General features: G+C 60.9%; 17 protein-coding genes. 3 read left to right on the top strand and 14 right to left on the bottom strand.

What is annotated here, in order from left to right:
* From PSV40_RS19695 to flgB, 13 genes are all read right to left on the bottom strand, one after another.
* Positions 1-934 (bottom strand): MCP four helix bundle domain-containing protein (locus PSV40_RS19695; RefSeq protein WP_300541060.1); only part of this gene is annotated, 934 nt, incomplete at its 3' end.
* Between the two features lie 66 nt (positions 935-1000).
* The gene (locus tag PSV40_RS19690) at positions 1001-1495 is read right to left on the bottom strand and encodes a chemotaxis protein CheW (protein WP_300541058.1); all 495 of its coding nucleotides are present in this window, start codon (positions 1493-1495) and stop codon (positions 1001-1003) included.
* Between the two features lie 135 nt (positions 1496-1630).
* Positions 1631-3346 (bottom strand): methyl-accepting chemotaxis protein, encoded by a 1716-nt coding sequence (locus PSV40_RS19685; protein WP_366915051.1) that lies wholly within the window; start codon positions 3344-3346, stop codon positions 1631-1633.
* Between the two features lie 78 nt (positions 3347-3424).
* Positions 3425-3901 carry a chemotaxis protein CheW gene (locus PSV40_RS19680; protein WP_300541064.1) on the bottom strand — a complete coding sequence of 159 codons (477 nt, stop codon included), beginning with the start codon at positions 3899-3901 and terminating at the stop codon, positions 3425-3427.
* Positions 3902-4120: 219 nt separating this feature from the next.
* On the bottom strand, positions 4121-5098 hold the full coding sequence (gene flgJ / locus PSV40_RS19675) for a flagellar assembly peptidoglycan hydrolase FlgJ (protein WP_300541055.1): 978 nt from the start codon (positions 5096-5098) through the stop codon (positions 4121-4123).
* A 7-nt stretch (positions 5099-5105) separates the two neighbouring features.
* Entirely contained in the window at positions 5106-6218 is a 1113-nt protein-coding gene (locus PSV40_RS19670) for a flagellar basal body P-ring protein FlgI (protein WP_300541062.1), read from the bottom strand.
* Between the two features lie 41 nt (positions 6219-6259).
* Positions 6260-6958, bottom strand: a complete 699-nt coding sequence (locus tag PSV40_RS19665) for a flagellar basal body L-ring protein FlgH (RefSeq protein WP_300541054.1) — start codon at positions 6956-6958, stop codon at positions 6260-6262.
* Positions 6958-7740 carry a flagellar basal-body rod protein FlgG gene (gene flgG, locus PSV40_RS19660; RefSeq protein WP_096699817.1) on the bottom strand — a complete coding sequence of 261 codons (783 nt, stop codon included), beginning with the start codon at positions 7738-7740 and terminating at the stop codon, positions 6958-6960. The genes PSV40_RS19665 and flgG overlap by 1 nt, the downstream gene beginning before the upstream one ends.
* A gap of 70 nt (positions 7741-7810) precedes the next feature.
* A complete protein-coding gene (gene flgF, locus PSV40_RS19655; RefSeq protein WP_300541053.1) occupies positions 7811-8554 on the bottom strand; it encodes a flagellar basal-body rod protein FlgF in 744 nt (247 codons plus the stop codon).
* A gap of 66 nt (positions 8555-8620) precedes the next feature.
* Entirely contained in the window at positions 8621-9883 is a 1263-nt protein-coding gene (gene flgE, locus PSV40_RS19650; RefSeq protein ID WP_300541052.1) for a flagellar hook protein FlgE, read from the bottom strand.
* A gap of 57 nt (positions 9884-9940) precedes the next feature.
* A complete protein-coding gene (locus PSV40_RS19645; protein WP_300541051.1) occupies positions 9941-10606 on the bottom strand; it encodes a flagellar hook assembly protein FlgD in 666 nt (221 codons plus the stop codon).
* A gap of 41 nt (positions 10607-10647) precedes the next feature.
* Positions 10648-11064 carry a flagellar basal body rod protein FlgC gene (gene flgC, locus PSV40_RS19640; protein ID WP_300541049.1) on the bottom strand — a complete coding sequence of 139 codons (417 nt, stop codon included), beginning with the start codon at positions 11062-11064 and terminating at the stop codon, positions 10648-10650.
* 20 nt (positions 11065-11084) lie between these two features.
* Positions 11085-11489, bottom strand: a complete 405-nt coding sequence (gene flgB, locus PSV40_RS19635; protein ID WP_300541047.1) for a flagellar basal body rod protein FlgB — start codon at positions 11487-11489, stop codon at positions 11085-11087.
* Positions 11490-11835: 346 nt separating this feature from the next.
* On the opposite strand from flgB, the gene flgA reads away from it, so the two are divergent.
* The 3 genes from flgA (at position 11836) to PSV40_RS19620 (ending at position 13365) form a co-directional block, all read left to right on the top strand.
* The gene (gene flgA, locus PSV40_RS19630; RefSeq protein WP_300541045.1) at positions 11836-12534 is read left to right on the top strand and encodes a flagellar basal body P-ring formation chaperone FlgA; all 699 of its coding nucleotides are present in this window, start codon (positions 11836-11838) and stop codon (positions 12532-12534) included.
* 79 nt (positions 12535-12613) lie between these two features.
* Complete coding sequence (flgM, locus tag PSV40_RS19625; protein ID WP_300541043.1) at positions 12614-12910, top strand: flagellar biosynthesis anti-sigma factor FlgM; 297 nt, start codon at positions 12614-12616, stop codon at positions 12908-12910.
* Positions 12907-13365: a flagella synthesis protein FlgN gene (locus PSV40_RS19620; protein ID WP_300541041.1), complete on the top strand. Its 459-nt coding sequence runs from the start codon at positions 12907-12909 to the stop codon at positions 13363-13365. The genes flgM and PSV40_RS19620 overlap by 4 nt, the downstream gene beginning before the upstream one ends.
* A 183-nt stretch (positions 13366-13548) precedes the next feature.
* Here PSV40_RS19620 and PSV40_RS19615 read toward each other — a convergent pair whose 3' ends face one another.
* Positions 13549-14790 carry an ATP-binding protein gene (locus tag PSV40_RS19615; protein WP_300541039.1) on the bottom strand — a complete coding sequence of 414 codons (1242 nt, stop codon included), beginning with the start codon at positions 14788-14790 and terminating at the stop codon, positions 13549-13551.
* Between the last annotated feature and the right edge of the window lie 150 nt (positions 14791-14940).

The raw sequence follows: 14940 nt of genomic DNA, 5'->3' as shown, positions 1-14940 counted from the left end.
TGACGGTGCTGGTCAGCTCTTCCATGGACGCTGCGGTCTCTTCGAGCGAGCTGGCTTGTTCTTCGGTGCGGGAAGAAAGATCGTGGTTGCCGGCGGCGATCTGGCTGGAGGCCGTGGCTATCGTGTCGGTGCCGCTGCGGACTTCGCCGACCACCTTGGCCAGGCTGTCGTTCATGTCTTTCAGGGCCTGCATCAGCTGGCCTGTCTCGTCCTTGCTTGTCACTTCGATCTGGCTGGTCAGGTTGCCGGCGGCAACCGTTTCTGCCACCCGGAGGGCGCGGTCCAGGGGACGGGTAATGCCGACCGTCAGCCACCAGGAAAGCAGGCCGCCCAAGGCCAGGGCCACCAGAGCCAGGGAGATCAGCATGAAGCGGCCGGAGCGGTACAACAAGTCAATCGAGCTCACGGTCTGGTCAATGTTGGCCTTCTGCTGAGACAACATGGCCTTGATGCTCGCGTCGTAGGCGTCCAGGGCCGGCACCAGTTTTCCGTCAACCAGCTCCACCGCCTGTGCGGGCTGTCCATCCGCTTTCAGTTTCAAGGCGGCCGTGCGAAACCCGATGTACGCGGTTCTCTTGAGCATGCTGTCTTCATACAGCTTTTTTTCTTCTGCCGTATCCAGCATGTCCAGCAGTTTTTTGGAAATTCCGGTGATGCTCAGGCTGGTTGCGGCGATGCTTTTCTGGAAGTACTTCTGGTCATCCGGATCCATACTCTTGACCAACGCGAATGTCCGGACACTGTTGGTGCTCGTAGCCACCAGCCATTCGGCGGCGAGACGCTCCTTGACCAACGCCTCACTGGCCATCGCCGCGGTGGCATGGCCGACGTTCTGGAGCCGCCATACGCCGAGCCCGGCAATCACGGACAGCAAGACCAGCACCAGGCCGAAGCCCAAACCCAAACGCATACCTATTTTCATGTTCTTGAACATTTTCAGCTCCTGATTTAAATAGCGAATCGATGTGATGAGTCCGATGACTCGCTAGACAGGCGCTTTTCACGCCGCCAGTTTGTCGATCAATCCCATGTCGTCGCTGGTCATCAATTTGTCGATATCCACCAGGATCAGCATGCGGTCATCGAGCGTGCCCAGGCCGATCAGGTAGTCGGTGTCGAGCACCGAGCCCATCTCCGGCGCCGGCTTGACTTGCTCCGGTGTCAAAGTGATCACATCCGAGACGCTGTCCACCACCATGCCCATCACGCGGCTGGCCATGTTGAGGATGATCACGACCGTGAACTGGTCGTAAGTCGGCGTTCCCAGGTTGAACTTTATGCGCATGTCGATGATGGGCACGATGATGCCGCGCAGATTAACCACGCCCTTGATGTGCTCTGGTGCATTGGCAATGCGGGTCACCGTGTCGTAACCCCGCAGCTCCTGCACTTTCTGGATGTCGATGCCGTACTCTTCCTGGCCCAGCGTGAAAGCCAGAAACTCCAGCGCCTTGGCGGCGGCCGATGGGTTGGGGTTGCTTGTTGTTGCGTGCATGTGTATTCCTTTTATTTTTGGGGTTCTTAGAACGTTTCCCGGTAGGTGGGGTTAGCCTTTGCGGGCGTAACCCGACATCGCCGGGGCGCAAACGCAGATGTCGGCCTACGTCTGCGCTAACCCGACCTACGCTTTTTAGAACGTCTCCCAGTCCCCGCCAGCGGCCACAGCACCTGCATTCGCCAGTTGCTTGCGTTGCGGTGCGGCAATGGCCTGTTTGGCGCGGGGTGGTTGCACAGGCGCAGGGCGCGGCTTGCTGGTGGCCGTGCGCTGGGGCGCGGCCACGTAATTCAGTTGGTTGTTATCGAGTTTGAACACGCTCACCACCTGCGACAGGCTGCTGGCCTGCTCTTGCAGCGAGCCGGCGGCTGCGGCCGCTTCTTCCACCAAAGCGGCGTTTTGCTGCGTGACCTGGTCCATCTGAGTGATGGCCTGGTTGATCTGCTCGATGCCTGAGGTCTGCTCCTGGCTGGCCGCCGTGATCTCGGCCATGATGTCGGTCACGCGCTTGACGCTATCGACGATCTCGTCCATCGTCTTGCCAGCTTCTGCCACCTGGGTGCTGCCTTCCTGGACTTTGTCGACGGAGTCGTCGATCAGGGTCTTGATCTCTTTGGCGGCTGCCGCCGAGCGTTGGGCGAGGTTTCTAACTTCAGCAGCGACCACGGCAAAGCCCCGCCCCTGCTCGCCGGCCCGGGCGGCTTCTACAGCGGCGTTCAAGGCCAGGATGTTGGTCTGGAAGGCAATGCCCTCGATCACGCTGATGATGTCGACAATCTTGCGGGACGAGGTGTTGATGGCACCCATGGTGTCAACCACCTGAGACACGACGCTGCCACCCCGGATCGCGACGCTGGAGGCAGTCACTGCCAGCTGGTTGGCCTGGCGGGCGTTGTCGGCGTTTTGCTTGACGGTTGAAGTCAGCTCTTCCATCGAGGCGGCGGTCTCTTCCAGTGAGCTGGCCTGCTCTTCGGTGCGCGAGGACAGGTCCTGGTTGCCCGCCGCGATCTGGCCCGTTGCGGTGGCGATGGTGTCGGTGCCGGTGCGGACTTCACCGACAATCTTTGCCAGGTTGTCGCGCATCGCTTTCATCGCAACCAACAAGCTCGTCTGATCGTTTGGTTGGGTGTCAATTGCCACGGCAAGGTCGCCTGCCGCAATTTTCCCCGCAATCGCTGCGGCGTAATCTGGTTCGCCGCCCAGTTCTTTGAGCACCCCGCGTGTGAGCCAGAACGCGATGCCGGCACCCATCAGGAACGCCGCAATGGCCAAGCCCAGCATTAGCGTGCGCGCTTGCTGGTACTGCTCAGCCGCGACTTTTACAGATTCGGCCATCATGGTCTGCTGAAAATCTGCCAATGCGTTGACGCGTTCGCGGTACTCGAGGGCTATTTTTCGGAACTCTGTCGCGATAACGACACGCGCCTCGTCCACCTTGTTTTCCTCCACCAGCTTGATGACCTGGTTCTGGGCCGCGATGAATTGCTCCCGTGAATCCAATATCTTCTGCATCATTTCTTTGCCTTTGGGCTGGTCCAGCGTGGGTTTGAGCGTGTCCCACGCCTTGCCAATGGCGGCGCGACCTTTCAAAACCCGGTCCTTTGAAGACGCACGGGCCTCCGGCGTCGTCGCAAGTACCAAGTCGCGGGCTCCGATCCCAATGTCGTTCACCCCGGCCAGTCCGTCCTGGAGCAGCGTCACTTTCGTCCCCTTGTTGTTGACAATGTCGTCAACGGCGGCGTTCGCCGCTGCCAGTCGGGTGATGCCGACGAAGGCAATCACGGACAGCAAGACCAGCACCAGGCCAAAGCCCAAACCCAAACGCATACCTATTTTCATGTTCTTGAACATTTTCATCTCCTGATTTAAATTCGAATCGATATTGCAATCGATGTGATGAGTCGGATGACTCGTTGGACAGGCGCTTTTTTAAGCCGCCAGTTTTTCGATCAGCCCCATCTCGGCGCTGGTCATCAGTTTGTCGATATCCACCAGAATCAGCATGCGCTCATCGAGCGTGCCCAGCCCGATCAGGTAATCGGCATCGAGCACCGCCCCCATCTCAGGCGCCGGCTTGACCTGCTCCGGGCTCAGGGTGATCACGTCCGAGACGCTGTCAACCACCATGCCCATGACGCGGCTGGCCAGGTTCAGGATGATCACGACCGTGAACTGGTCGTAAGTCGGCGTCCCCAGATTGAACTTGATGCGCATGTCGATGATGGGCACGATGATCCCGCGCAGGTTGACCACCCCCTTGATGTGTTCGGGCGCATTGGCAATGCGCGTGACCGCGTCATAACCGCGCAGCTCCTGCACCTTCTGGATGTCCACCCCGTACTCTTCCTGGCCCAGCGTGAACGCCAGAAACTCCAGCGGCTGGGCAGCCAGGGCTCCGGGCGGCATGGCTGGGACGGCCGTGGTTCCGGCCTGGCTGGTGCTTGCTTGCATGAGTGCTCCTCAATCAGGTGGGCAGCGCTTCCGTAAGCGCTTCAAAATAATGACAACAAAAGCGGCTATTTGTATTAACGACCACAACAAGAAAAAACTTTAGTGTTCAAAAACAAAAGCCGCTGCATGCCTGCTGCCTCGCTCAACGGTGCTCACCCGGGGCCATCCGCGGTCTCAGGACATCTGCTTCATGATGCGGACCAGTTTCCCGCCGTATTGGGGATCGGTCGCATAACCTGCACGCTGCAGGCCGTGCGCCGCTTCAGACGGATCCTGCGTGGAGAGCACATTGGCGTAACGCGGGTTGGTCACCAGGAAACGTGCATAGTCGGAAAACGCTTCGTCATAAGAGCCGTAGGCCCGAAAGCTGGCCCGGCCCTTTTGCGCAACGCCGTTGACGTATTCGGTGGTCATGGTTTCGACCACCGGCCCCTTCCAGCTCTTGTCGGCCTTGATGCCAAACACGTTGTAGCTGGTCTGGCCGTCCTCCGCGCGGATCTCGCGGCGTCCCCAGCCGGACTCCAGCGCTGCCTGCGCCATGATCAGTTGCGCCGGAACACCCGTCGCCTCGCTGGCACGCTGCGCCGCAGGCAGCATGCGCGATACAAATTGCTCAACGTGCGCTTGCGGCAAGGCACTCCTGCTCAAGGTCGCCTGCGCCGTGGCGGTCTCGTACAGGGAAAGGTCCGGTGTCCGGACGACCGGTGCGACGTTCGAAGCAACAGGCTGCGGCGCCCTGGACACCGCGGTGCCAGGCATACCGGGCTGCTTGTCGGCGGGCAATGCGGCGGGCGGCACATCAGCCCCGCCGGCCGTCCGGTTGAGCTGCGCAAACATGGCCTCGGCCAGGCCCAGCCCCCGGCCGGACAGGTTTTGTGCCAGTTGCTGATCCAGCATTGATGTGTACATCTTTTCCTGCTGGCTGCCAAACATGCCGTCAGACGGCGTGGCTTCGCGCATGCTCTTGAGCACCATCTGCATGAACATCACTTCAAATTGCTTGGAGGCCTGTTTCATGCCTTCCTGCGGTGAACTGCGCACCGTGCGCCGCAAGGCATCAACCCCCTGCACATCCAGCGACAAACGCTGGTCGAGCACGCCTGCTGCAGGGGAATTCATGCTGTTGAGGTTGGCAAAACCGGCGCTGTTCATGTCAACCTCAGATAATTTCGAGTTCGGCGCGCAAGGCGCCTACGGCCTTCATGGCCTGAAGAATCGACACCAGATCCTGGGGGTTGGCGCCCAGGGCGTTGAGCCCCTTAATCACCTCGGCCAGGGACGCACCGCCCCGCACAACCTGTAGCGCGCCGCCGGCCTGATTGACCTCGATCTGCGCCTGCTGGGCCACGACCGTTTTGCCGCCGGCCAGGGCATTGGGCTGGCTGATGACCGGCTGGGTATTGATCACCACCGACAGATTGCCGTGCGCCACGGCGCAGTCGTTGAGCCTGACGTTCTGATTCATCACGACCGAACCGGTGCGCGCATTGATGACCACCTTGGCGACGGACTGCGCCGGCGCGACGTCGATGTTTTCGATGCGGGCCAGAAAGCCGACGCGGTCTTCCGGACGGGCCGGTGCGCTGACCTGAATCACCCGGGCGTCCAGCGCCGTGGCGGTGCCGGGACCAAAACTGCGGTTGATGGCTTCCACCGCGTTTTGGGCGGTGCTGAAGTCGCTGCGGTTGAGTTCGAGAATGACGGTGCCGTCACCAGCCAGCGCGGACTCCACCGCGCGCTCCACCATGGCGCCGGCAGGAATGCGCCCGGAGCTGAGCTGGTTGATCTTGACCGATGCGCCGGCCGCCGCGGCGCCCACGCCGCCTATGACCATGTTGCCCTGGGCCAGCGCATACACCTGGCCGTCGGAGCCTTTGAGGGGCGTCATCAACAAGGTGCCGCCGCGCAGGCTTTTGGCATTGCCAAGAGAGGACACGGTGATGTCTATGGTCTGGCCGGGCCGCGCGAACGGCGGCAACACGGCGGTCACCATCACGGCGGCCACGTTTTTGAGCTGCATGTTGGTACCGGGCGGCACGGTCACGCCCAGCTGGCCCAGCATGTTGTTCAGGCTTTGCGTGGTGAACGGTGTCTGCATGGTCTGGTCGCCGCTGCCGTCGAGGCCGACCATCAGGCCGTAACCGATCAGCGGGTTGTCGCGCACCCCTTGAATACTCGCGAGATCCTTCAGGCGCTCCGCCTGCGATGGCAGCCCAACCAGGGCAGGCAGAAGCAGGCAAAGTTTCAGACAAAAAGTCAGCGCCGTGCGCATTCTTCCCTGAGGTTGAAGCGAAGTGGATGTCGTGTTCATGATCAGAACGGCAGCACGTTGAGGAAGATGCGCTGGAGCCAGCCCATGGTCTGTGCTTCGTCGATATACCCTTTGGCGCTGTATTCCATGCGCGCGTCGGCGACCTGGGTGGAAGGGACGGTGTTGTTCGCGCTGACGGTGCGCGGGTTGACCACGCCGGAGAAACGGATGAACTCCGTGCCCTGGTTGATCAGCATCTGCTTTTCCCCGCTGACAATCAGGTTGCCATTGGGGAGAACTTCAATAACCGTGACCGTGATCACGCCGTTGAATGTGTTCGTGGCATTGGCCCCGCCCTTGGCACTCAATATATTTTTCCCGCCTGCAGTTGCGTCCTGCGCGCTGGAGATCAGACCGCTGAAAATTTTCGGAATCAGGCTCAGCTCGGTGCTGGCACTTCCGCTGCGGCTGGCATTGGCCGCCGAGTTCTTGCTCGCATTGACGTTTTCGCTGACCAGGATGGTCAGGATGTCGCCCACGTAACGCGGCCGCCTGTCTTCAAACAGGGCCTGCGCGCCAAAGCCAGTCCGGTAGATCGCGCCATGAGCCGGCGCAGCGGGGCGCGCCTGCGCATCGGCACGCGAGCTCATGGGCTGATGCACCAGCGGTTCGCGCGGGATCTGTGCACAGCCGCCCAGCAGCCCGGCGATGGCCAATGTCCAGCCGCCTGTGCGCCAGCAGCTCTGCGGCAACCCGAGCATTACAGCTGCGCCAGGCGCGCGAGCATCTGGTCGGAGGTCTGGACAGCCTTGCTGTTGATTTCATACGCACGCTGGGTCTGGATCATGTTGACCAGCTCCTCGACGACGTTGACGTTCGACGATTCCACATAGCCCTGGTTGAGAATGCCGGCGCCATTCTGGCCCGGCGCGGTTTCGTTGGCCCCACCAGAGGCATCCGTCGCCACATACAGGTTCTCACCCTTGCTTTGCAGACCCGCGGCGTTGAGAAAGGTCGCCAGCTGGATCTGGCCAATCTGCACGTTGGCCGTACTGCCGGCCTGGGTGACCGACACCGTGCCATCGCGACCAATGGTCATGCTGGTGGTGTTCTGCGGCAGGGTAATGGCCGGCTGCACGGGAAAGCCGCTGGCTGTGACCAGTTGCCCACTCTGGTCGGACTGAAATGAACCGTCGCGCGTGTAGGCGGTGGTGCCGTCCGGCATCAACACCTGAAAGAAGCCATCACCATTGATGGCCACATCTTTCGGGTTTTCGGTCTTCGTCGGGTTGCCTTGGGTATGAATACGCTCTGTGGCCACCACCCGAACGCCTGTACCCAGTTGCAGGCCTGAGGGCATGCGGGTCTGGTCCGAGGTCTGGCCGCCGGTCTGGCGCAGGTTCTGGTACATCAGGTCTTCAAACACGGCGCGGCTGCGTTTGAAACCCGTGGTGCCCACGTTGGCCAGGTTGTTGGCAACAACATCGAGCTGCATCTGCTGGGCATCAAGACCGGTTTTGGCAATGGAAAGGGAACGAATCATGGGAAAAACTCCTGGGGGATGGCCGGGGCCGTGTTCATGTCGGATCGGTTGGCAAGGGGTGGACGGCGAATCAGCCGTTGCCCAGCAGCTTGTTGGCCTGCTGGTCGTTGCTTTCGGCCGTCTGCAGCGTCTTCATTTGCATCTCAAAGCGTCGTGCATTGGCAATCATGTCGACCATGGCCTCCACTGCATTGACATTGCTTCCCTCCAGCGTGCCGGACAGCAAACGCACGCCGGGGTCGGCCTGCGGGGCGGCCGTGCCGGCCTGCATGCGAAACAGGCCATCGTCGCCACGCACCAGCTCATCAACGGCCGGGTTGACCAGCTTCAGGCGCCCCACTTCCGCGGCACCCACGGCCGGATCACCGGCACCCAGCGCTGTCACCACGCCGTCGTCGGCCACCACCAGCGACGAGCCTGGAGGCACAACCATCGGTCCGGACTCTCCCAACACCGGTCTGGCATCCATGGTCATCAACTGCCCGTCGGCACCCACCTGAAGATTGCCGACGCGGGTGTAAGCTTCGCCGCCGTCCGGCGTCTGCACGGTCAGCCAGCCATCGCCGCGTATGGCAACGTCCAGTGGACGGCCTGTTTGCATCAGCGGCCCCGAACGCATGTCGGCGCCAGGGGTCGTGGCAACCACCATGGCACGGGTCGCCATCTCGTCGCCGACCACAGGGACCGCACGGTAGTTGTTGATCTGCGCGCGGAAACCGGGCGTCGACACATTGGCCATGTTGTTGGCCACCGCAGCCTGCTGCTCCATGGCCTGCTTGGCACCTGTCATGCCGACATAGATCATCCGGTCCATATTGCTTCCTTGGTTGTCCTGATTTGGTTGACGCCAGAAACCGCCTTGCCGGCGGTCACGGGGTCATCAACGCATGTTCATCAGGGTCTGCATCACCTGGTCTTGCGTCTTGACGGTCTGGGCATTGGCCTGGTAAGTGCGCTGGGCAATGATCAGGTTGACCAGTTCGGAGGTCAGGTCCACATTGGAGCCTTCCAGGGCCCCCGCAACCAGGGCGCCCAGCTTGGTACCGGCGCCCGGTGTGCCCGTCAACGGCTGGCCTGAGGCAGCGGTTTCGGCCCAGACGTTGTCACCCTTGGACTGCAGTCCGTTCGGATTCACAAAGGAAGACAGAACGATCTGCCCAAGCGTATTGGACTGCTCGTTGCTGTATTTTCCGGTAATGGTTCCATTCGGCTCAATGGCCAGGGAGGTCAGCGTGCCAGACGCATAACCGTCCTGCGTCAACTTTCTGACATCATTGGCGTTGCCGAACTGGGTGGTGCCCGCGACGTTCATATCGAACGTCATCGGCGCCGAACCATTGCCCAGGGTAAAGCCGGGCGTCTTGAAACCCAGAACACCGTTACCCACGATGGCGGTATCCAGAATGCCGTTGCTGTCAAAGGTCAGGCTGCCGATCGCCGTGCCGTTGGCCACAGCCGGCAGCACACCACCGTTATCCAGCGGCTTCCCGTCGACGGTCGCATGAACATTCCAGGTATTGACCGGAGCAGCTTGTTTTGCAAAGAAGGTGGCCAATTCATGGGGATTCCCCAGCGAGTCATAAATCGTCACCGAATTGGCATAGTTGTAGGTGCTTGAATCCGTGGCGTCGAATGCAGCCGTCGGCGCTGTGCTGCGCGAATCCAGATTGAACTGTGCGGTGATCCCCGTCGCGGTCCCGGTCGCCTGCGGTGCCATGGCGGCTGTTGGCATTTGCAGGGGCGCCGGAGTGCCGCCCGCAAGGTTGCCATTGGCCCCCACGGCATAACCGGTAAGCTGCAAACCGGCCGTGTTGACAATGTAGCCATTCTTGTCCATGTCGAACTGGCCGTTGCGCGAATAGGCTATCTCGCCTTCCGGACTCGCGAGCCGGAAAAACCCGTCGCCATCACTGATGGCTACATCCAGGGCCCGGGAACTGGTTTGCACCGAGCCGGCCGTGAAATTCTGCGCAACGCTGGCTACCTGGGTACCCAGACCGATCTTCGAGCCTGCATATACATCCGCAAACTGCACGCCTCCGGATTTGAAGCCTATCGTTCCGGCATTGGCAATGTTGTTGCCGATGACGTCGAGATTGGCTGCGGAGGCGTTCAGAGCGCTTACACCTTGTGCGAAACCCATGGTATTTCCTTCTGTTGAATTGACTTGTAAATCGAGACTGCCGCGAGTCGGTCAGGCTCAGAGAATCAGGCGAACTTCACTGAGCGCAGCCTTGCGACCCGCCCCCAGGTCAAGCGCTACGCCATTGCCGCCCTGCGACACGCTGGCCACGCCGGCATAGGTCAGCGCAATCCCTGTCACCCTGGAGTCCCCGGAGTACGCCGCCACGTTGACGGTGTAGGCACCATCTGCCAACTGCACTCCACCATCTGACTTGCCGTCCCAGGAGAGTGTCTTGACCCCTTGCGGCAAGGCACCCAGATCCAAACTGCGAACGGTGTTGCCGGCCGCATCGGTGACGGTGACTTTCACCGAATCAGCCCCCTGCGGCAGCTCAACGGCAAACGGCACAGCAGCGCCCTGTTCCAGCGCCAGCCCGTTTCCGGAAACGAGCACGGCACGGCCGATCAGGGAGGCCGACTGCAGGACCTGGCTGGAGCCGCTTTGGGCCAGCAGGGACTGGAAGGCCGTATTGAGCTTTTCAATTCCGCTGACCGTGCTCATCTGTGCCAGCTGCGAGGTCAGCTCGGCGTTGTCCAGAGGATTCAGGGGGTCCTGGTTGTTCAGCTGCGTGACAAGCAGCTTGAGAAAACGCTGCTCTCCATCGGCGCTTGAAACCGTCTTGGATGACAGCGCGCCGGCCGCGCTGGCGCCGTCGATTGGGGTGATTGCAGAAGCAGTCATAAGAAATTCTCCGGAAATGGAAATGGCGGCCGCCGACGGCCTTACTGACCCACCGTCAGTGTTTTGAGCATCAATGTCTTGGCCGTATTGAGAACCTCGACATTGGCCTGGTAGGAGCGCGAAGCCGAAATCATGTTGACCATTTCCTCGACCACATTGACGTTGGGCATGGCCACGTAACCTTCGGCGTTCGCATGCGGATTCCTGGGGTCATGCACCATGCGCAACGGCGATGGATCTTCGATGACGCGCGCCACCCTGACACCGCCTATGCCCTGGCCAGCCCCAGGCGACATTTCGAACACCACCTGGCGCGCGCGGTAAGGCTGGCCATCCGGTCCGGCAACGCTGTCCGCGTTGGCCATGTTGCTGGCGGTGGTGTTCATGCGCTGCGATTGGGCAGTCATGGCCGAGCCGGCGATATCGAAAATGCTGAGCGAACGGTTTGAAAACGGCATGAACAGACTCCGCCTGGTTGTTACTGAACCGCTGACAACAGCGATTTGATTTTGGAGCTCAGAATCGTCAGGTTGGCTTCGTAACGCATGGCGTTGTCGGCAAAATTGACCCTCTCGACATCCATCTCGACGGTGTTGCCATCGAGGCTTGATTGATTGGGCGTGCGGTACATCAAATCACTCTCGCCTGCCGCGTGCGCTTCACCGGACAGATGACGGGACGATGTGGTGGACATCGACATGGACAGGGACTGCCTGCCGCGCTCAACCGCCTCCGTCAGCTTGCTCCCGAAGTCGAAATCACGCGCCTTGAAATTGGGCGTATCAGCGTTCGCGACATTGGACGACAGCACTTCCTGGCGCCGCGCCCGCAGGCTGAGCGCCTCCTGATGGAAGCGCAGTGCTGAATCCAGTTTGTCGATCATTTTTTCCCTCGTTTCAAGTGATGCCTCTGACGGCGCAGCTGCTTTGATGAAAATAATTGTAGGGAGACCCTGCTTGCGCAATCACCCGAACAGACGGCGTTTCAAGGTTCAGTTCAATACTTCCGGTGGCGTCGGCTATCGACGTTCCGGCTTTATGAATTGCATCCTTTGGCGGGGAAATTCAATCGGCCAAACAGCATCCGAATTGCGGCGCAATTCAACCCTTGGCCCTGTTGCGCGGGCTCCTAGAATTCCTGCAACCGCCCGCGCTCCGAGCGCTCGGGTGCCCATTGATGCGTGTAGGCGATCTGACGCCAATCCAGTGAGGGATTTCATGAAGATGCCCATGTACAAAGTTTTGGCGCTTGGACTTGCCATCCTTGCCAGCCTGTCCCTGCAGGCCCGCAGCGCGACATCGCAGCCAGTGCCCCTGTCGGGCAGCGCACGCCCCGTGATCGAGCAATTTCTGTTGCGTCAGGCAGTCGGTCTGCCCGGCAAGGTAGGCATCACCATCAATACGCCTATCTCGGGTGCACTGCCGGCATGTGAATCACCGGAGCCCTTCCTGCCCGGTGGTGCCCGCTTGTGGGGACGCCTGTCGGTCGGGGTGCGATGCCATTCGGATCAGCCATGGACCCGCTTTGTACCGGTCTACATCGCGGTCCGGTCCGTCTACTATGTCGCCGCTCGACCCATCCTTGCCGGCCAGGCCTTGACACTCGCCGATGCCACTGCACGCGAAGGCGACCTGACCACCCTTCCCCGCAGCGTGATCGTCGACCCGGCGCAATTCAACGGCGCAACCGCCCTGAACCAGATCGCATCGGGTGCACCGCTGCGGCGGGAGTTGCTGCGAGACACGGTAGCAGTACAAAGGGGGCAAACCATTCGCGTACGCACCCAGGGAACAGGCTTTGTGGTGAGTGCCGAGGGAAAAGCCATGACCAGTGCAGCCGTGGGCGCCTTGATTCAGGTCAAAATGCTGGGCGGCACGCTGATTAGCGGCATCGTCGGCCCGGACGGAATGGTGGAACGAACCCATTGATCCTGTTAAATTGCCGTCATCCCCTCAAGTTTCGGGATGATCTGCCGTTATACCGGTGAGATCCCCTGAGGAAAACATCATGAAAATCAATCAAAACGTCACTTTCCTGAAAAATGCAGCCGACTCCCCGGCTGTGCCCGCAAGAGACGGCGTCAAGCCGAACCGTGCGGTGTCAGGCATGGCGGCAGAGGCGGCCCAGACCCGTCCGGCCGCAGCGACGCCGTTGCTGCCCTCGACCAACGGAGACTTCGACGCGGCCCGCGTGGGCAAAATCCGAGAAGACATCAGTGCCGGCCGCTACCATGTGGACACCGCCAAAATAGCCGACGGCCTGCTCCGGTCGGTGCGTGATCTCCTGGGAGAAAAAGCGCCATGAGCGCCCCGCTGGTCGACCTTCTCGTTCGCGAACATTCCGCCATCGGCGAATTTCTCGAATTGCTCGCCCAGGAATCTGACGCCATGACCCATGGCGGATTCAAACGTCTACCCGGTCTTGCCGAGCGCAAGTCACAACTGGCCGACCAGATCGCCCTGATCGGTCGCCAGCGTGAGATGGAGCAGCAGGCGCTGGGCTACGCCCCAGGACGCAGTGGTTGTGATGCCGCTGCAACGGCCGGGGGAGAAGCACTTCAAACAGCATGGAGCAGGCTGCTGGCGGTGGCTGAACAGGCTCACGAATGCAATCACCGAAATGGGGTGATGATCCACACCCATCTGGACTACACACGGCAGTCCATCAATTTCCTGAAAGCCAGCGGCCAGCCGCTGTATGGGCCGGATGGCGCGCACAAGGCAGGCTCCAGCAGCGGCAGCCGGCTTGCAGTCGGCTGAGACAGGCCCTTCCTGACTGCGCGGGCATTTTCAGCCCGCCATGCCCAGGCGCTACGGCGCCTATTCACCACCCCTGGACAAGCCCGGCGGCCCATGTGGCAGCGCCACCGGTTCCTCCTGCCGACCGGATGACCGAGGCTCACCATTGGCGGATTTCCGGGACCGCGTCGTACGACGTAGTGCTTAACGGTTGGGCAGCGTGAAGAAAAATGTGGCACCTTTGTCCGGCTCCGAATCAGCCCAGACTTCGCCGCCATGTCGGGTCACGATACGGTGCACCGTCGCCAGGCCCACACCGGTACCCGGGAACTCTGTGCTTGAATGCAGACGCTGGAAGGTCTTGAACAGCTTGTCGGCATATGCCATGTCGAAGCCGGCGCCATTGTCGCGTACAAAAAAGATCGGTTCTTCCTCGGCATCGGCGAGCTGGCCGACGGAAATGATGGTGGAGACCCGCTGTGACGTGAACTTCCACGCGTTTCCAAGCAGGTTTTCCAGCACCACCCGAATCAGCCGGACGTCACCGAGGGCCTGGAGGCCAGGCGCGATGGTCGCAGACACCTCTCGCCCGTTCGTGTTCCCAATGTACCGCTCCAGCACCTGAGTAGCCAACTGGCTCAGATCAACGATTTCGTTGCGAAATTCGGTACGGGAAACCTGGGCCAGTGACAGGAGGTCTTCGATCAGCCGCCCCATCTGGCCTACCCCCGCTTCAATTCTGGCAAGGTAATGCTGCGCTGTGTCACTGGCCTGCGGGCCCAGATGTCTGGCTAGCAAACGGCTGAAGCCGTCTATGGCGCTCAGTGGCGAACGCAGGTCATGGGAGACCGAATAGGAGAAGGCAGCCAGTTCCTCGTTGGACTGAAGCAATGCTGCCTCCGTCGCCTTGATCTCGCTGATGTCCGTATCGATGCCTACCCAGAATGCCACATCGCCCTTTTCACTGAGTACCGGCCTGGCCTTGTACGACATCGTGTGGTAACTCCCGTCCCGGGACAGGATGCGCCGCACGCCGGAATAATTCTCGAGCTTTCGAAGTGCGCGCTGCCATGCCTCCAGCAGGTCTTCCCGGTCCTGCGGATGCACAGCCTGAAGCCACTTGCTGCCCATCCAGTCTTCCGGCTTGCCGCCGACGAGGGCGTACCACTTGCGGTTGGCATAGACCAGGCCGCCCTGCACATTGGCATACCAGATCACCTGGGGCGCCTCCTCGGTCAACGTCCGGAACAAGCTGTCCTGCAGCGGCAGGGCTGCTACGGGGGGGGGCGAAACGGCCTGCGACCCGGGAAGGGCATCGATTCCCTGCTCCGCAGAGTGAACCTGCGCCAGCACGAACAGGGATTTACGTCCGTCTTGAATCACCGGACGAAAACGAACATCCAGAGGCAGTTCGGTTCGATCGTGGCGCAGGTTTCTCGCAGGCATGCAAACTCCTATACGGTTTGATGCCAAGTCGATGTATCAGCCGACAAAGCGGCAACACACCTGCAGACCGGGGCACCCCTCATCACCATTCTCAAAACGTTTCCCAACTGCCACCGGCCGCAGCCAATTCGCCGGCCGGTGCAGCGGGCT

Origin of the sequence: Polaromonas sp., assembly GCF_029945925.1 — a bacterium.
Lineage (GTDB): Bacteria > Pseudomonadota > Gammaproteobacteria > Burkholderiales > Burkholderiaceae_C > Polaromonas.
The sequence above is the reverse complement of the archived record's forward strand: the minus strand, read 5'-3'. Positions and strand labels throughout refer to the sequence as shown.